The organism is Streptomyces sp. NPDC088124, assembly GCF_040685895.1.
GTDB lineage: Bacteria > Actinomycetota > Actinomycetes > Streptomycetales > Streptomycetaceae > Streptomyces.
In genome coordinates this window covers 21548-46344 of sequence record NZ_JBFBJB010000071.1, presented here as the reverse complement: position 1 = coordinate 46344, position 24797 = coordinate 21548, and the positions used below count along the sequence as shown (strand labels likewise).

At 74.4% G+C, this 24797-nt stretch carries 13 protein-coding genes; 9 read left to right on the top strand and 4 right to left on the bottom strand.

Translation table 11 applies throughout. From position 1 onward, the window contains the following. Positions 1-120: 120 nt before the first annotated feature. Positions 121-687, bottom strand: a complete 567-nt coding sequence (locus tag AB0P17_RS37640; RefSeq protein ID WP_365818536.1) for a snapalysin family zinc-dependent metalloprotease — start codon at positions 685-687, stop codon at positions 121-123. A 275-nt stretch (positions 688-962) separates the two neighbouring features. Between AB0P17_RS37640 and AB0P17_RS37635 the strand changes: the two genes are divergently transcribed. The 6 genes from AB0P17_RS37635 (at position 963) to AB0P17_RS37610 (ending at position 8999) form a co-directional block, all read left to right on the top strand. Further along, positions 963-2063, top strand: coding sequence for a LacI family DNA-binding transcriptional regulator (locus AB0P17_RS37635; protein WP_365818534.1), 1101 nt, complete (start codon positions 963-965; stop codon positions 2061-2063). A gap of 82 nt (positions 2064-2145) precedes the next feature. Beyond that, the gene (locus AB0P17_RS37630) at positions 2146-3756 is read left to right on the top strand and encodes an FAD-dependent oxidoreductase (RefSeq protein ID WP_365818532.1); all 1611 of its coding nucleotides are present in this window, start codon (positions 2146-2148) and stop codon (positions 3754-3756) included. 137 nt (positions 3757-3893) lie between these two features. After that, entirely contained in the window at positions 3894-6023 is a 2130-nt protein-coding gene (locus AB0P17_RS37625) for a hydantoinase/oxoprolinase family protein (protein ID WP_365818530.1), read from the top strand. Beyond that, the gene (locus tag AB0P17_RS37620) at positions 6020-6613 is read left to right on the top strand and encodes a hypothetical protein (RefSeq protein WP_365818528.1); all 594 of its coding nucleotides are present in this window, start codon (positions 6020-6022) and stop codon (positions 6611-6613) included. Before AB0P17_RS37625 ends, AB0P17_RS37620 begins: the two co-directional genes overlap by 4 nt. A 3-nt stretch (positions 6614-6616) precedes the next feature. Then, entirely contained in the window at positions 6617-7903 is a 1287-nt protein-coding gene (locus AB0P17_RS37615; RefSeq protein ID WP_365818526.1) for a transporter, read from the top strand. 52 nt (positions 7904-7955) lie between these two features. Continuing rightward, positions 7956-8999, top strand: a complete 1044-nt coding sequence (locus tag AB0P17_RS37610; RefSeq protein WP_365818524.1) for a hypothetical protein — start codon at positions 7956-7958, stop codon at positions 8997-8999. Between the two features lie 78 nt (positions 9000-9077). On the opposite strand, the gene AB0P17_RS37605 is transcribed toward AB0P17_RS37610, so the two are convergent. After that, positions 9078-9815 (bottom strand): SDR family NAD(P)-dependent oxidoreductase, encoded by a 738-nt coding sequence (locus AB0P17_RS37605; RefSeq protein ID WP_365818522.1) that lies wholly within the window; start codon positions 9813-9815, stop codon positions 9078-9080. An 89-nt stretch (positions 9816-9904) separates the two neighbouring features. After that, positions 9905-10642: a hypothetical protein gene (locus AB0P17_RS37600; protein ID WP_365818520.1), complete on the bottom strand. Its 738-nt coding sequence runs from the start codon at positions 10640-10642 to the stop codon at positions 9905-9907. A gap of 491 nt (positions 10643-11133) precedes the next feature. Here AB0P17_RS37600 and AB0P17_RS37595 point away from each other — a divergent pair, with 491 nt between their 5' ends. From AB0P17_RS37595 to AB0P17_RS37585, 3 genes are all read left to right on the top strand, one after another. Continuing rightward, on the top strand, positions 11134-12096 hold the full coding sequence (locus tag AB0P17_RS37595) for a LysR family transcriptional regulator (protein ID WP_365818518.1): 963 nt from the start codon (positions 11134-11136) through the stop codon (positions 12094-12096). A gap of 64 nt (positions 12097-12160) precedes the next feature. After that, positions 12161-12829, top strand: a complete 669-nt coding sequence (locus AB0P17_RS37590) for a HEAT repeat domain-containing protein (RefSeq protein ID WP_365818516.1) — start codon at positions 12161-12163, stop codon at positions 12827-12829. Between the two features lie 6 nt (positions 12830-12835). Next, entirely contained in the window at positions 12836-13834 is a 999-nt protein-coding gene (locus AB0P17_RS37585) for a HEAT repeat domain-containing protein (protein ID WP_365818514.1), read from the top strand. Between the two features lie 85 nt (positions 13835-13919). Here the strand turns inward: AB0P17_RS37585 and AB0P17_RS37580 are convergent, their stop codons facing one another. Next, the gene (locus tag AB0P17_RS37580) at positions 13920-24740 is read right to left on the bottom strand and encodes an amino acid adenylation domain-containing protein (protein ID WP_365818512.1); all 10821 of its coding nucleotides are present in this window, start codon (positions 24738-24740) and stop codon (positions 13920-13922) included. Positions 24741-24797: the final 57 nt, after the last annotated feature.

Below are 24797 nucleotides of genomic sequence, written 5' to 3'. Positions count from 1 at the left end.
TGCAGACTACACATTGAACGACCGCAGCAGTGCGGACTTGGACGCCGTGGTGCAACACATCATCGCCGAGCAGAGGGCGGCGGATCCGCCGCCCGGGGACCCGCCGGGCCCGGCCGGGGCTCAGTCCACGGTCGTGACGGGGAACTGCACCGCTCCGGCCGTCGGGGCGAGGGCGCCGCCGAAGTTGCCCTCGACCTCCGCCTTCTCGGCCGTGTCGGGGTAGGGGTTCGTGCATGTGGTTCCCGCGCTGGACCCGGACATCAGGCTGGAGCAGGGACCGGGCTTGCGGTCCGGCAGGCCCAGGATGTGGCCCAGTTCGTGGGAGGAGATGCGGATCGTGTTGTGCCCCTCCGTCACGGCCTGCCGTCCGATGTAGACGGTTCCGTTGCCCAGGGACGTGGTGATGGCGCGTGGCCAGCCGTTGTCCGCCAGGACCCGTATGTTGGCCCGCTGGCCGGCCGTGACGGGCCGCAGTTCGACCGCGTCGACACTCTCGTTCCAGATCGCCGCGCCCCGGTCGACCGCGGACCTGAACTCCGCGGAACCGCTGGCGTCGTAGGTGACGACACGCGCGGCCGAGGTGCTGTCCGAGGCCGCGGACGGAGCAGCCGATGCCTGGCCACCCATCAGGGAGAACGTCACCGCCACAGCGGCGGCGAGCCCGCCGGTCACCGTGCGAACGTGCATGGTCGGCCTCCTTGCGAAGAGTTAGTCGTGCTCATGACAGGAGATTCCTCTGCTCATTGCCCAGCGAGGGGTGCCGTCAATCCGTCAACCGGGCAGCACGCCGAAGTCCTGAAGCGGGGAGGGGAGTTGCCGGGTGGGGAGGCGAACGCCGGGCGCCCGGGGAACACTTCCGGTCCACCCTCTTGACGTGAGCTGGGCCGAGGCCCAGAGTACGCAGTTAATGCGCATTACTAATGCGCATTAACGCGCCGGAGTCGGGCCGAGAAGGAGTGCCGGTGGAGCAACCACGCAAGCGGGCCAAGCCAGGACGGGCCGCCACGCCCCCGGGCCGTACCTCACGGCCTCGCCAGGCCGAGGTGGCCCGGCTGGCCGGGGTCTCGCAGGCCACGGTCTCGCTCGTGCTCGGCGGCAAGAAGCAGGGCGCCGCGATCTCGCCGGAGACGCGGCAGAAGGTGCTCGACGCGGCCCGCAGTCTCGGTTACGTACCCGATCCGGCGGCCCGCAGGCTCGCCGCCGCGCGCAACGACCTGCTCGGCGTCTTCAGCTTCACCGCGACCTTCCCCACGGACGTGCAGCACTCGTACTACCCCTTCCTGGTGGGCGTGGAGCGGGAGGCGGCCGCCCGCGGCTACGACCTCGTGCTCTTCACCGGCTCCAGCACCGGTGGCGCGGGGGCCGCAGGACCGGACGCGCTGAGCCGGGTCCGGCTCGCCGACGGCTGCCTCTTCCTGGGGCGGCACGTGCCCACCGAGGAACTGCGGCGCCTGGTCGGAGACGGCTTCCCCCTCGTGCACGTGGGCCGCAGGGACGAACTGGAGGGCCTGGCCTGGGTCGGTGCCGACTACGTGAGCGCCAGCCACGAGGTCGTCACCCGGCTCGCCGCGCTCGGGCACCGGCGCATCGTGCTCGTCCGCGAGGACGACGACGCGCCCGCCTCCACCGATCGTGAACACGGCTTCCTCAAAGGGCTGGAGGCGGCCGGCCTGCCCGCCGGCCCCGGCGCGGTCTTCCGCACCGCGGACCCCGTGCGCGCGCTCCCGCCCGAGCGGCTGCGGGCCTGGCTCGACGACGGGGTGACCGCGCTGGTCGCCGAGGAGACCGACAGCGGCGGCCCGTGGCGGGCCCTGCGCACCGCCGTCGACGGGGCCGGCCTCGACTGCCCCCGCGAGCTGAGCCTCGCCCTGCTCGGCAGCCCGCCCGCCGATCTCGCGGCCGGGCCGGTCCCCACCGGGTTCGACATCCCCCGCCCCCAACTCGGCGCCGCCGCCGTCCGGCTGCTCGCCGCACTGGTCGCGGGGGAGGAGGCGGACGAGCCCCTCGTGGCCTGCCCCTTCAGGACCGGTGCCACGGCCGGTCCCCCGCCCCACAGCGCCTGACCCCCACGCCCGTACGACCGCACCACCCGCACCACCCACGTCACCCGCGTCACGCGCATCACAGAGCATCACAAGGAGAACCGTGACCAGCCAACCTGACATCCTCGTCGTCGGCGGCGGACTCGGCGGGGTCGCCGCCGCCCTGGCCGCCTGCCGCGCCGGCCGCACGGTCGTCCTCACCGAGGAGACCGACTGGATCGGGGGCCAGCTCACCTCCCAGGCCGTCCCGCCGGACGAGCACCCCTGGGTCGAGCAGTTCGGCGTCACCGCCTCCTACCGCGCGCTGCGCGAGGCCATCCGCGGCTACTACCGCGACTGGTACCCGCTGCGCGCCGAGGCCGCCGCCCTGCCCGGACTCAACCCCGGCGCCGGCCGCGTCAGCAAGCTGTGCGCCGAACCCCGCGTCGCGCTCGCCGCGTTGGAGGGTCTGCTCGCCCCGCACCGCTCCGCCGGCCGACTCACCCTGCTCACCGAGCACCGCCCGGTGGCCGCCGAGACCGAGGGCCACACCGTACGGTCCGTCACCCTGGAGGACCTGCGCGGCGGTGGCCGCCGCACCTTCACCGCCCCGTACGTCCTCGACGCCACCGAGACCGGCGAACTCCTGGAACTGGCCGGGGTCGAGCACGTGCTCGGCGCCGAGTGCCGCGACGAGTTCGGCGAACCGCACGCCCCCGAGCAGCCCGACCCGCTCAACCAGCAGGGCATCACCTTCTGCTTCGCGCTCTCCCACCACGAGGGCGAGGACCACACGATCGAGAAGCCCGCCGACTACGACTTCTGGCGCGGCTACACCCCGGAGTTCTGGCCCGGCCCGCTGCTCGGCTTCCTCGCCCCCGACCCGCGCAGCCTGGAGGCGGTACCCCGTACCTTCGTACCGAACCCGGACGTCGACCCGCTCGCCGTCAGCGCCGACCAGTCCGCCGACGCCGGGGACAAGGAACTCTTCGGCTTCCGCCGCATCCTCGCGCGCGGACTGCACCAGGACGGCGCCTTCGACTCCGACATCACCCTCGTCAACTGGCCGCTCAACGACTACTGGCTCAAGCCGCTGATCGGCGCCGGGGAACAGACCACCGCCGAAGCCCTGCGCGAGGCCAGGCAGTTGTCGCTCTCCGTCCTGTACTGGCTCCAGACCGAGGCCCCGCGCCCCGACGGCGGCGCCGGCTTCCCCGGGCTGCGGCTGCGCCCCGACGTCATGGGCACCGAGGACGGCCTCGCCAAGGCCCCGTACGTACGCGAGTCCCGCCGGATCAAGGCCGTCACGACCGTCACCGAACACGACGTGGCCATCGACCTCGTCGGCCCCACCGGCGGCACCCGCCACCGGGACTCCGTCGGCGTCGGCAGCTACCGCATCGACCTGCACCCCTCGACCGGCGGCGACAACTACATCGACATCGGCTCCGTGCCCTTCGAGATCCCGCTCGGCGCGCTCGTCCCGCGCCGTACCCGCAACCTGCTGCCCGCCGGGAAGAACATCGGCACCACCCACATCACCAACGGCTGCTACCGGCTGCACCCCGTCGAGTGGAACATCGGCGAAGTCGCCGGCGCGCTCGCCGCCCACTGCCTCGACGAAGGCGTCGAACCGCGCGAGGTGCAGGCCGAGGACAAACGCTTCGAGACCTTCGCCGCCCTCCTCGACCGCGCCGGAGTCGAACGGCACTGGCCGCAGGTACGCGGCTACTGACCCCACCGGAGGCCGGGAAGCAGTACGGCGCGCCCGGCCGCCCGGCGGCGGGACGGCCGGACGGGAGCAGCTCCACCTGCCCCGCCCGGCCCACCGCCCGCGTACGCGCCGACCCAGCACAAGGAGGTGCCCGGACCATGACCACCCACCGCATCCGCGTCGGCATCGACGTGGGCGGAACCTTCACCGACGCCGTGGCCGTAGACGCCACGACCCTCGACCTGCTCGGGCAGGTGAAGGTTCCCACCACCCACCATCACGAGGACGGGGTCGCCCACGGCATCGTGGAAGCGCTCGACCGCCTGCTGGAACAGACCGGCCACGCCCCTGAGGACGTCGCCTTCCTGGCCCACGGCACGACACAGGCTACCAACGCCCTGCTGGAGGGCGATGTGACCACCGTCGGGATGCTCGGCATCGGCACCGGCGCCGGAGCCGCCTTCACCCGCCGCCTCGCCGCCCTCGCCAAGCTGGACCTGACGCCCGGCAAGCGGTTCCCGCTGGTCTACGCCCATGTCTCCGACCCCGGGGACCGGGCCGCCGTCGAACGCGCCGTCGACGAGGTGGTGCGCGGCGGCGCCCAGGTCCTGGTCGCCACCGAGCCCTTCAGCGTGGACCGCCCCGAAGGGGAGGACGCGGTACGGAAGGTGGCCGCCGAGCGTGGCCTGCCGATGACCGCCGCGCACGACATCACCTCGCTGTACGGCATCCAGAAGCGCACCAGAACCGCCGCCGTCAACGCGGCGATCCTGCCGAAGATGTTCGCCACCGCCGACCTCGTGGACGCCTCCATCACCAAAGCCGGCATCACCGCCCCGCTCATGGTGATGCGCTGCGACGGCGGCGTCATGTCGCTCGACGAGATGCGCCGCCGCCCGCTGCTGACCGTGCTCTCAGGACCCGCGGCCGGCGTCGCCGGGGCACTCATGCGGGAACGCGTCAGCGAGGGCGTCTTCCTGGAGACCGGCGGCACCTCCACCGACATCAGCGTGGTGCGCCGGGGCAAGGTCGCGGTGCGCCACGTGCCGCTCCTCGGCAGGTCCTCCTATCTCTCCGCGCTCGACGTGCGCACGGTGGGCGTCGGCGGCGGCTCGATGATCCGTCTGAGCGGCGGGAAGATCACCACCGTCGGCCCGCGCAGCGCGCACATCGCCGGACTGCCGTACGCGTGCTTCGCCACCGCCGAGGACCTCGCGGGTGCCCGGGTCGCCACCGTCCGCCCGCTGCCCGAGGACGCCGAGGACCACGTCGTGCTCGACGCCGCGGGCGGCCGCTACGCCCTCACCCTGACCTGCGCCGCCAACGCCCTGGGCCGGGTCCCCGAGGGCGACTTCGCGCGCGCCGACCGCGAGGTCGCCCGCGCCGCCGTCACCCCGCTCGCCGCGCTCCTCGGCACCGACGTCGACACGGCCGCGGGCCGGATCCTCGACGCGGGCGTCGCCCAGGTCAGGAGCGTCGTCGACAGCATGATCGACGAATACCGCCTCGACAAGGACACCGTCCTGCTCGTCGGCGGAGGCGGCGGCGCCGCCTCCGTCACCCCGCACCTGGCCGCCACCACCGGCCTCCAGGGGCGCATCGCCGCCCACAGCGAGGTCATCAGCCCCATCGGGGTCGCCCTCGCCCTCGTACGCGAACAGATCGAGCGGATCATCCCCGGCGCCGGCCAGGAGGACATCCTCGCGGTGCGCTCCGAGGCCGAACAGGCCGTGATCGCCCAGGGAGCCGTCGCCGACGCCGTCGAGGTGGAGGTCACCGTCGACCCGCAGACCAGCACCGTGCGCGCCGTCGCCACCGGCGCCACCGAACTGCGCACCCAGGACCGCGCCCACCGGGCCGACGACGCCGAACGCCTGCGGCTGGCCGCCGCGAGCCTCAAGGTCCCCGAGAACCGGGTCGACATCCTCGCGGGCACCCCCGCCTACACCGTCTACGGCACCGAACAGCGCCGCAGGCTGCGCGGAGTGCGCCACCCGGTGCGCGTCGTCGACGCCGACGGCGTGGTCCGGCTGCACGCCCCCGACGCCCGTGTGCGCACCACGGTCGTCGGCTCCGCGCAGCAGACCCTCGCCGCCCTCGTCGACGGCGCCACCGCCTACGGCGACGGCGGCGTACGCGCCCCGGCGCTGCGGCTGCTCATCGGCTCCCGCATCGCCGACCTCTCCGGGGTGCTCGATCCGGGGCCCCTGCTCGCGCTGGCCCGTACCGAGATGGAGGGCCGCCCCGGCGACGAGCCCGTCGTCGCGATCGTGGAGGAGCGGCCATGACGCGCCGTACCGCCACCCGCGCGGGCACCGGTCCCGCCGCCGTCGACGACGTCGAGTACGGCGCCCGCTTCCTCGGCTCCCTCACGCTGCACGAGGGCCGCGACCCCGCACTGCTGCGCCACTGGGCCGCCACCGCGGCCGCGTTCGGCGCCGCCCTGGCCCCCGCCGGGACGCCCGCCCCGCTGCGGATCGTGGAGCGCGAGGACGGCCTGGAGCGCGGGCTCCTCGCCCGCTACACCTCCAAACCCCCCACCGTCGAGCTGTACATGGACTCCGTCGACGCGGCGGAGCGCCTGGTGGCCGCGTACGGCTGGCGGGAATGGTTCCCGGCCGGCTCGGTCCGCGCCGCCGCCCTCGCCCACGAGGCGGTTCACGAACGGCTGCACCACGGCCCGGAACGCACCGCGCTCAAGGAGGCCCTCGGTCACACCGCGCTGCGCCTCGGGCGGCTGCGGGTCCTCGCACACGTCGCGGGCGCCGAGGAACTCGCCGCGCACGCCTACGCGCAATCCGTCTGCGGCCTGGGCCGCAGCCCGCTCCTGCTGTCCGCCGCCCTGGCCGCGTCCGCCGCCCCGGCAAGAGAGAAGTAAGTCATGGGCATCGTCATCCTGATCATCATGGCGGCCGGTGTCGCCGCGATGCTCACCAAGAAGCTCCCCACCGCCTTCGCGCTCGTCCTGCTCGGCGTGGCCATCGCCTTCGTCTCCGGCGCCCCGGTCACCGGCGAGAACAGCGTCCTCGACACGGTCCTCCAGGAAGGCGTCGCCACGCTCGCCGCGACGATGATCGCGATCCTGCTCGGCTCCTGGCTGGGGAAGCTGCTCGACGAGACCGGCATCGCCGGCACCCTCGTCCGCAAGATAGTCGAGTTCGGCGGCGACCGGCCCACGGTCGTCGCGCTCGGCGTGCTCATGGTCTCGACCCTCGTCGGCACCGTGACCGGCTCCGCGCCCGCGGCGATGCTCGCCGGCATCATCGGCATCCCCGCCATGATCGCTGTCGGCATCCCCAAGGTGACCGCCGCCGGGACGATCCTCATGGGCATCGCCGCGGGGATCCCCTTCGAACTGCCGGTGTGGCAGTTCTTCTCCAGCGCCCTCGACCTGCCGGTCTCCGACGTACGCGACTTCATGATCAAGCTCTTCCCGTTCGCGCTCGCCGCCGCCGTCATGTTCGTCCTCGTCGAGTCCCGCAGGCGCGGGGTCGAACACGCCTGGGCCTTCCGCACCGAGGAGCCGCGCACCAAGGCCGGCAAGCGGCGCGCCCGTCTCGGGGACGCGCCGTGGTACGCGCTGCTCACCCCGGTCGTCCCCCTCGTGCTGGCCCTCGGCTTCGAGATCGCGATCATCCCCTCGCTGCTGGCCGGGGTCCTCTACGCGCTCGTGACGACCACCCGCCCGCGCGACATGAACCGCAGGCTGCTGCGTACCCTCTACAACGGCTTCGAGGTGGCCGCCGCGCCCATCACCCTCTTCGTGGCCATCGGCATCCTGCTCACCGCGGTCAAGCTCCCCGGCGCCGTGAACGCCCTCGAACCCCTCGTCAAGGCCGTCAGCCCGCAGAACCCGGTGCTGTTCGTCGTGGTCTTCACCCTGCTGGTGCCGCTGTGCCTGTACCGCGGGCCGCTCAACGTGTACGGCCTCGGCGCCGGCATCGCGGGCGTCCTCATCGCCGCCGGCATCTACCCGGCCGTCGCCGTCCTCGGCATCACCGCCTCCTACAACCAGGTGTTCGGCGTCGCCGACCCCACCAGCACGCAGACCGTGTGGAGCGCGCAGTACGCGGGGGTCGGTGCCCCGCAGGTGATGACGCGCACCCTGCCCTACGTCTGGTTCGTCGCGCTCGGCGGTTTCTGCGTCACCGCGGCCACCGCCCTCTGAACGCTCAACTCCCGCACCACACACCCCTGCCACCATCGGGACGGAGTACTCCATGCACGAGACACCCCAGCCCAGCCGCCGCATCCTCCTCAAGTCGGCCGTCGCGACGACGGCGGCCCTCGCCGCGGGCTCCACGGCCTCCCCGGCCCTCGCGGCGGGGGCAGGGGCCTCCCCGGCACTCGCCGCCCAACCGGCCGCGGCCCCCGGCGGTTTCCCCGACTACCGTTACGTCAAGACCCTCCTGACGCCGGGCCAGCTCAAGTACAACCCCACCGGCGAGATCATCTTCCCGTGCATCCGGGGCACCAAGGACCGGCTGTCCGCACCGCTGGGCCGCTACTACCTCTACTACGCGCCCCACGACGCGCCCGGCGGGATCTGCCTCGCCTACGGGGACCACATAGAAGGACCCTTCACCGAGTACCCGCGCAACCCGATCGTCTCCCACACGTGGCAGCCGCACTACTCCGTGAGCCACGTCTCGTCCCCGCACGTGATGTGGAACGAGAGCGCGAAGGAGATGTGGCTCTACTTCCACGGCGAGAACACCACGACACGACTGGCCCGGTCCAAGGACGGCATCAACTTCACCTACGACAAGGTGGTCCTCACCACCGCCATGCTGCCCGCGGGCACCACCGAGACCTCGTACGCCCGGGTCTTCCCGTACGAACTCCCCGCGAGGAATGCCCACTACGTGATGTTGTTCATGCTGAACAACACAACCAACCACCGGGACATCCACTGGGGCTGGTCGGCCGACGGCCGCAACTGGACCTTCGACCAGAAGGCCCTCGTCAAGCACACCGACGTGTCGGCCGTCAACATCGGCGGCCCGCACCTGCTGACCCGTAACGGCAGCGCCTTCGTCGTCTACAACAAGGACAAGGCGAGCGGCGGCGACCTCATGATCACCGAGGTCGGGAAGGACTTCACACTCCGCCGCCACCTCGGCCGCTTCTACGACTCCGGCAACGGGGCCCCCGACAACGGCCGCAGCGCCGCACCCAGCTTCGGCACCGAGGGGGGAGTGCCCTACATGGTGTACGAGGCCGGTGAACGCCTCAAGGGCAGCATCGCGGTCGCCAGGGGCTGACCACACCACGCGGGCCTTCCCGCACCGGGGCGTGTCCTGGTGCGGGAAGGCCCGGCGCGACACACGGCACCACGCGGGTCAGGCTCCTCCGGAGAGCTCCGGGAACTCCGGCTGTTCGGGGCCGTGCGGGATGTCGATGCGCTCCTCACCCGTGCGCAGCGCCCGCAGGATGACCCTGCCGACGTACTCGGGGCTGTGCGCGACCAGACCGGAGGGCACGTTGCCGCCGTCGCGGAACATGCCGCCGCCGAATTCGGTCGCGGTGACGGACGGCAGGACGAGCGAGACGTCGATGCCGTCGTCGGCGAGCTCCTTGCGCGCCACGGTGCTGAGCATGTTCACCGCCGACTTGGACGCGGCGTAGGCGCCGGCCCCGGGCGGGGCGATCACCGTCGTGCCCGAGCTGACGTCGACGATCCGCCCGGCACCCTGGCTCCGCATCACCGGCACCACGGCCTGGATCGCCGACAGGACCCCGATGACGTTGAGCTGGAGCAGTCGCGCGTACGCGAGGGGATCGACCTCCTCCAGCCGGCCGTGGAAGCCGGCTCCCGCGTTGTTGACCAGGCCGTCGACCCGGCCGTGCCGCTTCACCGCGAGGTCCACCAGGCCCCGTACCTGGGCGGGGTCGGTCATGTCGGTGGGGACCGGGAGGGCCCCGTCCAGTTCGGCGCTCAGGGCGGTCAGGCGGTCGGCGCGGCGGGCGGCGAGCACGGGCAGCGCGCCCGCGCGGTGGAGCAGGCGCGCGGTCGCCTCGCCGATGCCGGACGACGCCCCGGTGACGATGACCACGCGGCCGGCCAGATCCAGGTTCATGCTGTCCCTTCGTCGGGGTACTGCTGCGGAAACATGGCGTCCGGCCCCGCACGGCGGGCGGACCGGGAGCACGCCGGAGGCGGGCGGTCTCAGGCGAAGTGGGTCGCGAACCAGGCGAGCACGGGCTCCGGGCGGCGCTGGAACTCCAGGTAGCCGTCCCAGCGTGCCGTGGTGCCCTCGATCCACTGGAGCTTCTTCCGCGGGACGGGGATGTTGTCGAACATCGCCCGCACGTCGCTCGGCAGGGTGAGCACATCGCCGCGCACCTGGTAGAGGAAGGTCGGTACGTTGACGTTCTTCGCCCAGTCGATCGGGCTCCTCCGCGCGAAGCCGATGCTCGTGCGCAGGACGATGAGCTCTTCGAGCCGGTCGATCTCGTCGGGGAGGCCGATCATGGCCAGCCGGCGTTCGAGGATGGTCTTCGCGGTCACCGGCTGGGGTCCGACCAGACAGCGCACCCCGGCGAACGCCTCGGGGAACTGCGTCATCGCGGCGAACGTGGAGCTGCACCCCAGGCACCGGCTGAACAGCCCGATCCTCATGCGGCGCGTGTCGCGCCGGCCACGTATGTAGTCCAGCGAACCGACGACGTCCCTGGCCTCGTAGATGCCGCTGGAGGCCGTCCCCCCGTTGGCCGCGCCGCTGTGGCCCAGGTTCCGCAGGTCGTAGGTGAGCACGTTGTAGCCGGCGTCGTGGAGGATCTTGAGGTCCGGGGTGAGGTCGACCTCGAACCCGTTGCCGCTCGGCGCCCACAGCGAGTGCCAGGGCTCCAGATGGGAGGGTAACCCCGACCGGCTGAACCCCATGGGATGGTTGGCGATGATCACCTTGTCGGAATCCGCGCGCCGGGATGAACCAGCCCTCCAGCGGCACCCCGTCCCGGGCGGGGAAGGTGACGTCCTCGTAGTCGAGGCCGTGCTCGTCCGGCGCATGCAGGATCGGGGACCGCTGCGTGAAGCTGAACGCGTCGGCGAACTGCGTCAGCAGCGCTTCGGAGCCGGCCGCGCTCGCGGGCGCCGCGGCGGCGGTCCGGGCGCCGGTGAGCGCCCCTGTGGCGGCGAGGCCGAGGGCGGTCGCCGCGCCCATGGAGGTGTTCAGCATCTGCCGCCGGTTCAGACGGTCGCCCATGGCTACTTCTCCTTGTGATCGGCGTGAGTGGTCAGGCACGACCTCGTCTGCAGCGTCTCGGCGGATCCGTCCGTACGTGCCGTCGTGCGGCCGTGGTCCCGGCGTGCGCCCGCCGGGGACATCGACCAGTCAACCCGGCACCCCTGCGAACCTGAAGGACCGATCCGAGCGCCATTGATACCGTGACGGTATGAGCGACCTCCACGTGCGACAACTCCGGTACTTCGTGACCGTCGCCGAGGAGTTGCACTTCGGGCGGGCGGCACGACGCCTGGACATGGCGCAGCCGCCGCTGTCCCGCGCCATCCGGGACCTGGAGCGGCAGTTGGGCGTTCCGCTGCTGGAGCGCACCACCCGTCAGGTCCGGCTCACGCCTGCCGGGGAGGTCCTGCTCCGCGACGCCCGGACCGTGCTCGACGCCATCGCGGCGGCCGTCCGGCGCACGCGGCACGCGGGCCGGCCGGACCCGGGGCTGCGGCTGGCGCTGAAGGCCGACTACGACGGCGGGCTCCTGCCGCGGATCCTCGCCGCGTACCGGCAGGAGGCGGCGGCGCTGCCGGTCGAGCTGGTGCTGGGCGGCAAGGACGAGCAACTGCCCGCACTGCGCGGCGGCCTGGCGGACGTCGCGCTGCTGCCCATCCCCTGTGACACCCGGGGCCTGGACGTCGAGCCGCTGCTGACCGAGCCCCGGCTGGTCGCCCTGGCGGCAACCGATCCGCTGGCCGCCCGTCCGGGCCTGCGCCTGGCCGACCTGGCCGGCCGGACGCTGCCCGACGGAAAGCCCGCCGACGGGGAGGGCCTGCCCCTTCCCGGCACCGGCGGCGGGGACCCCCGTCGGAAGCCGGCGGTCGACGCGCAGCCGCCGCTCGCCGCGGCCCGGCCGAGGATCATGGACCTGGCGCAGATCTTCAGCCTCATCGAGCTCGGCAGCATCATCTGGTTCCCGCCCGCGTCCGTCGCCCGCCGCCACCCCCGCCCCGGCATCGTCTACCGGACCGTCAACGACCTTCCGCCGCTCACCCTCGCCTTCGCCTGGCCCCAGGAGTCCCGGTCGCCGGCCGTCGCCGCCCTCGTCCGCACGGCCGTCGCCGTCGCGGAGGCCGCCCGCCCCGCGGACCCCGTCACCCCCGCGGCCGACGGCGGGGCGGCGTAAGAGGTCGCGCGCTTGACCTTGACACGGTGACAACGTCTTCACTGGGGCCGAGGAGGTGATCCCGATGACCTTGCCGAAGCAGGACACCGACAGGATCCGAGTTCTCCAGGGGCTGGAGAACAGCAGCGCGTCGACGCGGCTGCAGGCGGCGCTCGCGGTCGGCACGACCCCGGACCCCCGGTTCATCGAGGGACTCATCGCACGATGCGCGATCGAACCCGAGTTCCACGTGCGGGAAATGCTGACCTGGGCACTCACCCGCCACCCACCGTCGATGACGGTCCCGGAGCTTCTCCGAGAAGTCCTCTCGGAGCACGCTCAGGCAAGAAGCCAGGCGTTGCACACGCTCTCCAAGATCGGAGACCGGCAGGCGTGGCCGGCGATCACCCGGGCGCTTCTGACCGACGCCGACGACGAGGTGGCGCGGAGCGCCTGGCGGGCGGCCGTCGTGCTCGTGCCCGAAGGCGAGGAGCCCGAGCTGGCCGCAGTATTGTCGACACAGCTCGGGCGTGGTGAACGTGAGACGCAGCTGAGCCTCAGCCGGGCACTGATCGCGCTCGGTGAGGCAACGGTGCCGGCGCTGCACGCGGCGATGACGGATCCCGGGCCCCGCGTGCGCCGGCACGCGATCGCCACGGAACGGCTGTTGCGCGACCCGGATGCCGGATTCGAGTTCGCGATCGAGGAGGCGAAGCGCATCGTGGCCCTCGGCGGGACCGGCCAGGAGGGGTGACAGGCAGTGCTGATCGGTGAGGTGGCACGACGTTCCGGGGTCAGTGCCCGCATGCTCAGGCATTACGACTCCCTCGGCCTGGTGCGGCCGACGGGCCGTACCGACGGCGGCTACCGGGAGTACTCCGGCGAGGACATCCGGCGGATCTTCCACATCGAGAGCCTGCGGTCACTGGGGCTGTCGCTGCGTGACGTCGGGTGCGCGCTGGACGACCCCGGCTTCACGCCCTCCGAACTCGTCGACGACCTCATCCGCCAGACGCGGGAACGTATCGCGGGTGAGACGGCGCTGCTCACACGACTGCGCCGGATCGGTGCCGCGGAGCCCGCCGACTGGAGGGACGTCCTCCAGATCGTCTCGCTCCTCCAGGCGTTGGGATCGACGAGCGCCGGGACACGACAGCGCGCGGCCCTGTCCTCGGTCGAAGAGGGCTCCCTGCCGGTGGAGACACTGGTCGAGGCGGCGCTGAGGGAGACCGACCCGCACGTCGCCGGAGCCCTGCGCTGGGCCTTGGCGCAATCGGGCGGCGGAGCGCTGCCGCTGCTGGCGGAGGGCCTCGGCTCACCCGTGGCCGAGGTGCGCGGACGCGCCGTCCGGACCATCGTGGAGATTCCGGACAGTGCGGCGACCGCCCTGCTGCGGGACGCGCTCACCCACCTCGACCCCGTGGTCCGCCGGTACGCGGCCCTGGCGCTCGGAACACGGGGGGTGCCCGACGCGGTGCCGACGCTCATCGACATGGTCGTTGAGGAGACGCTCGACGTCGACGCGGCCGACGCGCTGAGCGTGCTCGCGAACTGTTCCGTACAGGCGGACCGGATCGCCACCGGGCTTGTCGACCGCCTCGCCACCGGTGAGCCGTCCGCACGCCGGCGACTGGCACAGGCGCTCGCGGACATCCCCGGAGCCACCGCGGCACGCGCCCTCGCCGATCTGTCACGGGACGGAGACCGTACGGTCGCGCTGACCGCGGCGTACGTCCTCGGGCTGCGCGACCGGCGATGAACCGCAGGGCACGCCGAGGACGCCGACCGCGCCGCGGGGCGTCCCCTCCCCGCGGCGCGATCGGCGCGTACCGGACGCCGCCGCCTCAGGCCGGGCCCGGTGGGACGCCGTCGGGATCCGTGATCATCGCCCGCAGCGTCCGGAGGACCTCGGTGCTGATTCCCTCCGCGGTGGCCCGGTCGAAGAGCGCGGTGGCATAGACGAGGGTGCCGGTGACACCGCCGAGGCCGGGCTCCTCCGTGAGGTGGAACAGCAGGTCGAACTCGGTGTGCGGGACGGGTACGGCGCGCGGCCGGGCCGTCAGCCCCGGGAGGCGGGGCGCCTCGTCGCCGCGGAGCGCCGTGTGGGTGACGGCGACCTGGAACAGCGGGTGCCGCGAGGCGGAGCGCTCCGGGTTGACCAACTCGACGAGCTGGTCGAAGGGATACTCCTTGTGGTCGTGCGCGGCCAGCAGACCGTCCCGGACCCGCCCGATCAGCTCGCGGCCCGTCGGCCGCCCGGAGGTCGCGGTGCGCAGCACCACGGTGTGCACGGCGCAGCCCACCAGGCCGTCGAGGGCCTCCGTACCCCGGCCGCCGACGGCCACGCCGACCGGAATGTCCGTACCCGCGCCGAGGCGGGTGAGCGCGGCGGCCAGGGCGGCGTGCCACACCATGTAGGGGGTGGCGGCGCACTCCCGTGCGATCCGGTGGATCCGCTCGTGGACCTCGGCGTCCACGGAGAACGCGAGCGTGGCCGCGTCCTTGCCGGCCGCCCTGGACCGGGGCCGGTCCCGGGGCAGCGGCAGTTCGTCCGGGAGCCCGGCGACGGCCGCGCGCCAGTACCGCGCCCCGGAGGCGGCGGTACTGCCCGGGTCGGCCTCGTCGCCCGCCCGGTCGCGCAGCCACCGGGCGTAGTCGGCGTACTGCGGGGCGGGCCCGGCCCAGACGGGGGGCGTGCCCCGGAGCCTGCTGCCGTAGGCGGTCGCGAGGTCCCGCAGGAGAGGGGAGAGCGACTCGCCGTCCACCGCGATGTGATGCATGACCAGGAGCAGCAGGTACCGGCCGTCGGCGACGCGGAAGAGCCGCACGCGGAACGGCGGCCGGCGCAGAAGGTCGAATCCGGTGCGGAGTTCGGCCTCGACCGCGGCGTCGAGCCCGGCGGCCGGCACATCGGCGCCCTTCAGGTCGGGCTCCGCGGACCCGGGCGGCAGGATCCGCTGGACCGGGCCCCCTTCCGTGTGGGGGTAGACGGTCCGCAGGACCTCGTGGCGGTCGACGACATCGCCGAGGGCCGCACGCAGCGCGGCGGTGTCGAGTGTCCCCCGCAGATCGAGGGCCGCGGTGGTGAGGTAGTCGGGGCGGTGGTCCGCGAGGTAGTGGATGGTCCACAGCCGTTCCTGCGCGGGGGAGAGCGGTGCCCGGTCCGGGCGGGGACCCGGCGGCGGCACCGGGAACGCGGCCTCCGCGGCGGGGGCGTCCGGAGTGCCGGCGAGCCGCCGTTCCAGCGCGGAGACCGTGGGCGCGTCGAACAGGTCCCGCACACCGACCCGTACCCCCAGTCCGGTACGGAGACGGCCCACGAGCCGCATCGCCGCGAGCGAGTTGCCGCCGAGCGCGAAGAAGTCGTCGTCGGCGGCGACGGGTCCGGTCCCGAGCGTCTCGGCGAACAGCGCGGCGATGACCTCCTGGCGCGGGGTGCGCGGACCGCGGGCGCCCCCCGCGCCGGGCGTCGGCAGAGCCGCCGTGTCGACCTTGCCGTGGGCGGTCAGGGGCAGGGCGCCGACCGTGACGACGGTCGCGGGGACGAGATAGCCGGGGAGCACCGCGGTGAGCCGGTCGCGCAGCGCCGCGGGATCGACGGGGGTACGGGGGACGACGTACGCGGTGAGCGTCCTGCCGGTCCCCGCGGCGTGGGCGGTCACGGCCGCGGCGGCGACCTCGGGTTCGCGGCACAGCGCCGCCTCGACGGTCCCGGGCTCGACACGGAACCCGTTGACCTTGAGCTGCCGGTCGGCCCGGCCGAGGAAGTGCAGCCGCCCCTCGGCGTCCCAGCGCCCGAGGTCGCCGGTGCGGTACAGGCGCGCGCCGGGCGCGCCGTACGGGTCGGCGACGAACCGTTCCGCGGTGAGGGCGGGCGCGCGGTGGTACCCGGCCGTGAGCCCGGCCCCGGTGAGGTAGATCTCGCCGGGCGCTCCGGTCGGCACCGGCCGGAGCGCCGTGTCCAGCAGCGCGACGGACGTGTTGTCGATGGGCCCGCCGATGGGCAGCGGCTCGTCGCCGAGGGGGCCTTCGGGGACCGGATGGCCGAGGGCGAAGGTGGTCGTCTCGACGGGACCGTAGTAGTTGACGACCCGTGGGCCGGGGCCCGCCCGCCGGGCACGGCGGACGGCGGCGGGCGCGACGACGTCACCGCCGGTGCACACCTCGCGCAGTCCGGCGAGTACGCCCGGAGCCTCCTCGCTGATCAGCGCGAACAGACCGGCGGTGAACCAGGCAGCGGTGACCCGGCCCGCCGCGACGACGGCGGCGTAGTCGTCGAGGTCCAGGTCGCCCGGGGGAGCGATCACGGCCTGACGGCCGGTCAGCAGCGGCATCCACAGCTCGTAGACCACGGGGTCCCAGCTGTGCGAGGAGTGGAACAGCACCCGCGCGTGCCCGTCACCGCGGAAGGCACGGTCGTACGCCCGCGCCAGGATGTTGCCGTGGGTGACCGCGACCCCCTTGGGGACCCCGGTCGAGCCCGAGGTGAACATCAGACAGGCGGGCGCGTCCGACGGGATCCGCAGCCCGGGGTCGGTCGCGGGCCCGCCGGCCGCCTCCGCCGCCGCGACACCGGGGCCGTCCAGGACCAGTTCCGCGCCGGCCCGGGCCAGCAGGTCACCGGCCGCCGCGGGCGGCAGGTCCTCCCGCAGCGGGACACAGACCGCGCCGAGCTTGGCGAGGGCGAGGAAGACGACCGCGACCTCGGCGGACCGCTCCAGCCGGGCACCGACCGGGGTGCCGGGGCGCACGCCGCGGCGCATGAGGTGGTGGGCGAGCCGATTGGCCCGGGAGTTGAGCTCTCCGTAGCCGGTCGTCCGGCCGGCCGACCAGAGCGCGGGACGGCCCGGACCGGCACGGACAACCGCCTCGAACGCCTCCGGAAGCGAGCCGTACGGCACCGGGCGGTCCGGGCCGCGCCCCCGGGCGGGCAGCCGCTCCCGGTCCTCGGGGCCGAGGAGGCCGATATCGCGGACGCGCGGGGCGCCGGGCCCGGCGAGCGCCCGGCATGCCTCGGTGACGAGCCGCCGGATGTCCTCGGCGCCGCCGAACCGGGCCGGGCGTCCGGGCTGGAGGTAGCAGCGGAAGTCGAGCCGGCCGGCGCGGGGCAGCACCGCGAGGGCGAGGGGGTAGTGGGTGGAGTCGTGGACCTCCACCCCGGTGACCCGCAGCCCCTGTCCGGGATCGCTGAACTCCTCCGACTCCAGCGGGTAGTTCTCGAAGACGAGAAGCGTGTCGAAGAGGCCGCCGGAACCGGCCGCCTCCTCGACGGCGGCCGGACCGAGGTGCTCGTGGCCGAGCAGCCGGACCCGGGCGGCCTGGACGGAGGCGGCGAGATCGGGGAGGGGGAGGGCGGCGGGGAGCCGTACCCGGACGGGCACGGTGTTGATCAGCAGGCCGACCATCTCCTCGGCCCCGTCGAGTCCGGCGGGCCGGCCGGCGACCGTCACACCGAAGACCACGTCGTCCCGGCCGGTGAGATGGCCGAGCACCAGCGCCCACGCCGTCTCCACCAGGGTGTTGACGGTGAGTCCGTGGCGCGCCGCCATCGATGTCAGCGCCGCGGTCGTCTCCTCCGGCAGGGTGAAGGTGTACGGCGTCGACGGCTCCGGCCCGGCGTTCCGGTCCCCGTCGCCCACCCGGGTCGGTTCGGCACCGGCCAGCTCACGGCGCCAGACCTCCCGCGCCCGGTCGGCGTCCTGGGCCGCCAGCCACGCCAGATGGCGCCGGTACGGGACGGCGGGCGGCAGCTCGGTGCCGTGGTACAGCGCGAAGAGCTCCCGGAGCAGGATCGGCACCGACCAGCCGTCGAGCAGGGCGTGGTGATGGGTGAAGGCCAGGGACCAGCGCCGGGCCCCGGTCCGGGCCAGGGTGAAGCGCAGCAGCGGCGGCCGGTCCGGGGAGAACGGCCGGCGGTCCTCCGCCAGGTGCTCACGGAGCGCTTCGGCGGAGAGCGGCCCCGACTCCGGGTCCAGGGTCCGCCAGGGCGGGGTGACCCGCAGGGGGACCACGCAGAGCGGTTCCGTCCCCTCGCCGGCCCGGAAGGCACCGCCGAGATGGGGGTGCCGGCGGAGCAGGGACCCGGCGGCCGCCCGCAGCCGCTCGGGATCGACGTCCCCTTCCAGCCCTTCCACCCCCTCCAGCCCGAGAACGAGCTGAACGACGTACGGGTCGTGGTGGGCGGTGCCGTCCTCCAGCGCGGTGAGCGCGTGGAACAGCAGCGCCGACTGGAGCGGTGCGGTGGGCAGGAGGTCCGCGAGGGGGCCCAGCTCGGCCTCGAAACGGTCGACGCGCGCCTGGGTGACGGAGACCAGGGGGAAGTCCGACGGGGTGTGCCCGCCCCCGTCGGTGTCCGCGTGGTGCTCGGCGAACGCCCGGAGCGCCGCACACCAGGAACGGGCGAGCGACTCGGCCCCGGACCGGTCGAGGACCCCCTCGGCCCAGGTGCAGGCGAAACGGAACCGGGGGCCGTCGTCACCGGGCTCCACGAAGGCCTCGGTCTCCAGGGCGTGGGCGACCGGCAGCGCCGGGTCGGCCTCGCCGCGCAGCGACCCCGGCAGCGGCTCGAAGGCGCCGTCGCCGGGGCCGTCCTCCGTGTCGAAGCGGCCCAGATAGTTGAAGCCGATCGGCGCGGTGCCGGCCAGCCGGTCCCGGAGCGCGGGGTCGGCGCCGTGGCGCAGCAGGCCGTACCCGACGCCCTGGTGCGGTACGGCGCGCAGCCGCTCCTTCATCCGCCGCACCGCGTCGCCCAGGCCCGCGCCCCGGGCCGTCAGGCCGTCCCAGTCGTCGGCGCGGGCGTCGAGCGGCGCCGGGTGGATGACGGTGAACCAGCCGACGGTGCGTGACACGTCGAGACCGGCCACCTCCGCCAGACCGGGATCGCGGCCGTGGCCCTCGACGTCGACGAGGACGGGCCCGCCGCCCTGATCGCCGGACCAGCGGTGCACCGCCAGGGAGAGGGCGGTCAGCAGGATCTCCGGGACCTGGGCGTGGAAGCGGTGGGGGACCTCGGTGAGCAGGGCCCGGGTGGCGTCCGCGTCGAGGGAGAAGCGCACGGTGCCGGTGGCGCCGACGGTGCACCCCGAGGTGTCCGCGAACCGGTGGTCCTGAGGGGCGCGCGCGACGATCCCGGCCCACTGTTCGGCCTCTTCCGGCGACGGGACCGCCTCGGCGAGCCTGCGGGCCCAGGCGCGGAACGGGGTGGGAACGGGCGGCAGTCCGGCGGGACGTCCGGCGACGGCGGCGGCGTGGGCCGTCGCCAGGTCGGGCAGGAGGACGCGCCAGGACACCGCGTCGACCGCCAGATGGTGAACCACCATCAGCAGCAGACCACCGCCGTCCCCGCCGGGTGCCCGCCGCCCCGCCTCGCCGTCGTCCAGCCAGACGGCGTGCAGTACGGCGCCCCCGCGCGCCGACAGCCGCCGCCGGGCCTGCTCCCGCTGCCGCTCCGCCTCGGCCCGCGGCTCGTCGGTCGGCACCCGGGTGAGGCACGCCTCGGCACGGACCGCCCCGACGGGCCGGATCGTGACCGGGCCCGCGGAGCCCGGGGCGCCGGGCGCGACCAGACGCAGGGTGTCGTGGTGGTCCAGCAGGGACTGCAGCGCCGTGACCAGAGTGGCCGTGGTGGCCCCGGGAGGTACCCGGCAGACGACCGACTGGGCGAACGAGTCGCCGGGCGCGCCGGTACCGGCGAGCCAGTGCATGACCGGCGTACGGCGGAACGCGCCGACCGCCTCCTCGCCGGGCCCGGGCGCGGCGGGCGCCACGGCCTTCCCGGCGGCCCGCGCCAGCGCTCTCGGGGTCCCCCACTCGAAGACGTCCCGGGGGGTGATCAGCACACCGGCCGCGCGGGCCCGGTTGACCAGGCGGATGGCGAGGATGGAGTCCCCGCCGAGCCGGAAGAACTCGTCGTCGGGGCCGACGCCTTCGACACCGAGGAAGGAGCCGAACAGGGAGACGAGCAGCTCGGTGGCGGGCGCCTCGGAGGAGAGCGCGGAGGGAGCAGGCCGGGCGGAAGCGGGCCCGGAGGAATCAGGCCGCGCGGGCGTGGGCCCGGAGGAAGCGGGTCCGGAGGAATCGGACTGGGCGGAGGCGCCCGGCCCGCTCCCGCCCGGGGCGGCCGGGGCGGGCTCCGCCGGGCGCAGGGCGTCCCGCTCCTCCGGGGAGAGGACGGTGACCGCGTCGTACGGCCGCTCCGGGTCCGCCACCACGGCCGCGGCGAGCCGCTCCAGGGCACGCAGGAGGAGGTCGGCGGTCCGCCGCTCGAACGCCTCGGCGTCGTACTCCAGTACGACGTCGAAACCGCCGGCCGCGTTCTCCGTGAACTCGAAGAGCAGGCCGAACTTGGCCATCGACCGGCCGAGGACGAGCGGCGAACAGCGCAGCCCGGGAAGCTCCGGCACGGTCGGTGCCCCGGAGTGGAGCGTGACCATGACCTGGAACAGCGGGTGGCGGCCGAGCACCCGGGGCGGACCCACGGCGTCGACGACCCGGTCGAACGGCATCTGGTGGGCGAAGGCCGTGAGATCGGTGTGGCGCGCCCGGTCGATCACCTCGGCGAAGCCGGGGGAGCCGGAGAGATCGGTGCGCAGGACCACCGTCTCGGCGAAGAACCCGACGAGGTCGTCGAGGCCGGCGGCGTCGCGGCCGGCCACCACGGTCCCGACGGGGATGTCGGTGCCCGCGCCGAGCCGGCTCAGCAGACAGGCGACCGCGGCGTGCAGCACCATGAACGGGGTCGCGCCGTGCTCGGCGGCCAGCTCCGCCACGCGGCGGCCCAGCGCGGGTTCCCACACGAGGCCGACGGCGTCGCCCCGGTGCGCGGGGGCGGGCGCCGGATCGTGGTCCGTGGGCAGCCGGAGGGCGTCGGGCAGACCGGCGAGCACGCGCCGCCAGTGGGCCAGTCCGGTGGCGAGTCCGCTTCCCGGCCGGGCGGCGTCGCCGAGCAGCCGCCGTTCCCACAGCGCGTAGTCGGCGTACTGGACGGCGAGCGGGGGCCAGGCCGGGGCGCCGCCCCGGGTTCCGGCCGCGTAGGCGGCGGACAGATCCCGGGCGAGAGGGCGCAGCGAGTGCTCGTCGGCCGCGATGTGGTGCAGGACGACCAGCAGCGTGTGCTCATCGGGCGCGGTGCGGAACAGCGTGACCCGCCAGGGGAGTTCGGTCGTGAGATCGAATCCGTGGGTGGCTTCGGCACGTACCGCCGCGTCGAGCGCGGCAGCGGGCACGGCGCGCACCGTGAACGGCGGCTCCGGCCGCTCCAGCACCCGCTGGCAGGGTTCGTCCGCGGTGTCGGGGAAGACCGTGCGCAGGCTCTCGTGCCGGTCCTGGACGTCGCCGAAGGCGGCGCGCAGCGCCTCCGGGTCCAGGGGACCCTCCAACCGGACGGCCAGCGGGATGAGATAGGTGGCGGCCCGGCCCTCCAGCCGGTGCAGGAACCACAGCCGGCGCTGGGCGTACGACGCGGGGACACGCGCCGGACGGGGCCCGGCGACCGGCCCGCGGGCCGCCCCCGTCAGACCGGTCGAGCCGGTCGAGCCGTCGGGGGAGGCGCTGATCAGAGCGGCCAGGCCCGCGACGGTCGGTCGCGCGAACACGTCACGTACCGAGACGGCCGCGCCCGTCCCCGCGGAGATCAGCCGGGCGAGCCGGTTGGCCAGAAGCGAGTCCCCGCCGAGCGCGAAGAAGCTGTCGTCGGCGGTGAATTCCCCGCCGCCCAGGACCTCCGAGAACAGCCGGTACACGGTGGCGGCGGGCCCGGCGGCCCGCCCCGGCGCCCCGGCGGCCCGCCCCGCCGGATCCGGCCGCCCGGCGCGCAGCCGCCGCTCGTCCAGCTTCCCGTTGGGGGTGAGCGGGAAGGCGTCCACCACGTGCACGGCGGACGGCACCAGATGGGCGGGGAGCACCGCCGCCACGGCGTCGCGGAGCCCCCGCGCGCCGGCCGCCGGGGCGCCGCCGCCGGCCACCACATAGCCGACGAGACGCCGGTCGCCGGGCCGGTCCTCGGTCACCAGCACGGTCGCGGCGGTGACGCCGGGCAGCCCGCTCAGCGCGGCCTCCACCTCGCCGGGCTCGATCCGGAAACCGCGGATCTTGACCTGCCGGTCGGCCCGGCCCAGGTATTCGAGCCCGCCGTCCGCGCGAAGACGCGCCAGGTCGCCGGTGCGGTACATCCGCTCGCCGGGCGCGCCCGACGGGTCGGCGACGAACCGCCGCGCCGTCAGGCCGGGCAGGCCGTGGTAGCCGCGGGCGACCCCGGCACCCGACACGTACATCTCGCCCGGAAGACCCGGCGGTACGGGCCGCAGCGCCGCGTCGAGCACCTGGACGCGCAGGTCGGGCAGGGGCGTTCCGATGAGGCTGCCCGCCCCCGCCGCGGCGGCGTCGGCACCGAGGTGCCGCGCGGTGACATGGACCGTCGTCTCGGTGATCCCGTACATGTTGACCAGCCGGGGCGCGGTGTCGGCGTGCCGGGCGTACCAGTCGACCAGCCGCCACGGCTCCAGCGCCTCGCCGCCGAAGACGATGTACCGCAGCGCGAGCCGGGCGCCCGCCGACGGGCGCCGCGCATCGGCCTCGACGAGCTGGGTGAACGCCGAGGGCGTCTGGTTGAGCACCGTCACCCCCTCCGCGACGAGGAGGTCGAGGAACTCGTCCGGGGACCTGGCGGTGTCCTCGCCGACCACGACGAGGCGGCCCCCGTACAGCAGGGCGCCCCACAGTTCCCAGACGGAGAAGTCGAAGGCGGTGGAGTGGAAGAGGGTCCACACGTCGTCGGCGGAGAACCGGAACGCCTCCTCCGTCGAGGTCAGCAGCCGTACGACGTTCGCGTGGGTGACGACGACACCCTTCGGCCGGCCGGTGGAGCCCGAGGTGAAGATGGTGTAGGCGGCGTCACCGGGACGCGGGCGTCGGGCGGGCCGCCGCTCCTCGCCCGCGCCGGACGGCTCGTCCAGCCGCAGGACCGGCACGTCCGGGTGCGGGGAGGCGCCCCCGCCCCGGGTGATCAGCAGCGCGGGCGCCGCGTCGGCGAGGGTCGCGCGCAGCCGCTCGGCGGGGTACGCGGGGTTCAGCGGTACGTAGGCGGCGCCGGCCTTGAGGACGCCGAGCATCGCCACGACCAGGTCGAGGGAACGGGGCAGCGCGATGGCCACGAACCGGCCGGGGAGCACCCCGCGCCCCGCGATCCTCCGGGCCACCTCGTCCGACCGCTCCGCGAGCTGCCGGTAGCTCAGGGACACGCCGTCGTGGACGACGGCCGTCGCGTCGCCCCGGACACCGGCCTGCCGCTCGAACAGGTCGACGAGGGTGTGGCCCGGCCGCGCCGCGCCGGGGGAGGGAAGGGCGGGAGCGGCGGGCAGGCCGTGCGCCCCGAGCCGGCCGGCCGGCAGCGTGTCCGGCGCGTCGGCGACCGCGGCCAGCGCCGCGAGCAGCCGGTCCCGGTGGGCCACGACGTCCTGCTCGGTGTGGCGGGCCGCGGAGGCGTCGATGTCGACCCGGAGCGCCGGCTCCCCGTTGTCGTACACGCCCACGGCCAGCCCGTCGGTCCGCCCGGGCGAGCCCTCGTGCACCGTCGCCCGGCACCCGGCGAACTCCAGGCCGGTGTCCATGGACATCAGGTTGACCGTCGGGCCGGTGATCCGGCGCCCGCCGTCGAGCGCGCCGGCGTCGCGGAGGATGTCCTCCATGCGGTAGCGCTGGTGCCGGAGCACGGCCGTGATCTCCACACCCGCCGCCCGCGCCAGCTCCGCCACCGGGCGCGCCGGGTCCACCGTCAGACGGACCGGCACCACGTTGGAGGCGGTGCCGAGCGCCTCGCGCGCCGCCCGGCCGGCCCGGCCCGGCACCGAGAGGCCGAGGACGACATCGCGCCGCCCGCTGTCCGCGTGCAGCAGCAGGGCGGTGGTCGCGCAGACCAGGGCGGGCCACCGTACGTCCCACGCGGCGGCCCGTTCCCGCAGCCGCGTCCACGACTCCGGCGCCAGCCGGGCGGAACGCCGGAGATGGCCCGAGGCGCCCGGCTCCACCGGGCCCTGCGCCAGGACCGGGGCGTCGTCCAGGCCCGCGAGCCGCTCCGCCCAGAACGCGGCGTCGTCGGCGAACCGCGCCGAGGCCCGGTAGCGGGCGTCCTCGGCGAGCAGGGTCTCCACCCGGTCGAAGACCCCGTCGTCGACGGGGAGTCCGGCGCACAGCGCGGTGTACGCCCCCGCCACCCGGCGGAGGAACGTCGCGAGCCCGGCGCCGTCGCACAGCAGGTGGTGGAAGCGCACGCACCACAGGTAATCCCTCTCGGACACCTTCACCAGCGCGTGCTCGAACAGCGGAGCCACCGTGAGGTCGAACGGCCGCTCGTACTGCGCCGCGACGAACCGCTCCGCGGCCTCCGCCGGCCGTTCCTCCCCCGACACGTCGAGGCGCCGCAGCGCCCAGACCGGGTCCGGCTCCACGAACTGGCGCGGGCCGTCCGGGGTACCGGCGAACCGTACGCGCATCGTCTCGCTCCCCGCGACGACGACGCGCAGCGCCCGCTCGAACCGTTCCGCGTCCACCGGGCCATGGATGTGGACGTACTGTCCGACGACGTAGCGCAGCCCCTCCGGATCCAGCTCCTGCCCGAACCACAGGCCCGACTGCGCCGCCGACAGGTTCCGTCCCGCTTCGCTCGGCACGCTCTACTCCCCCTTCAACCGGCCTGGATGAGTCATTCCGAAGTCCCGTCTGCGGGG

Coding starts and splice junctions, on each gene's coding strand:
- AB0P17_RS37610 (WP_365818524.1), top strand. CDS start 7,956: ATGCACGAGACACCCCAGCCCAGCCGCCGCATCCTCCTCAAGTCGGCC.
- AB0P17_RS37615 (WP_365818526.1), top strand. CDS start 6,617: ATGGGCATCGTCATCCTGATCATCATGGCGGCCGGTGTCGCCGCGATG.
- AB0P17_RS37590 (WP_365818516.1), top strand. CDS start 12,161: ATGACCTTGCCGAAGCAGGACACCGACAGGATCCGAGTTCTCCAGGGG.
- AB0P17_RS37620 (WP_365818528.1), top strand. CDS start 6,020: ATGACGCGCCGTACCGCCACCCGCGCGGGCACCGGTCCCGCCGCCGTC.
- AB0P17_RS37595 (WP_365818518.1), top strand. CDS start 11,134: ATGAGCGACCTCCACGTGCGACAACTCCGGTACTTCGTGACCGTCGCC.
- AB0P17_RS37640 (WP_365818536.1), bottom strand. CDS start 687: ATGCACGTTCGCACGGTGACCGGCGGGCTCGCCGCCGCTGTGGCGGTG.
- AB0P17_RS37625 (WP_365818530.1), top strand. CDS start 3,894: ATGACCACCCACCGCATCCGCGTCGGCATCGACGTGGGCGGAACCTTC.
- AB0P17_RS37605 (WP_365818522.1), bottom strand. CDS start 9,815: ATGAACCTGGATCTGGCCGGCCGCGTGGTCATCGTCACCGGGGCGTCG.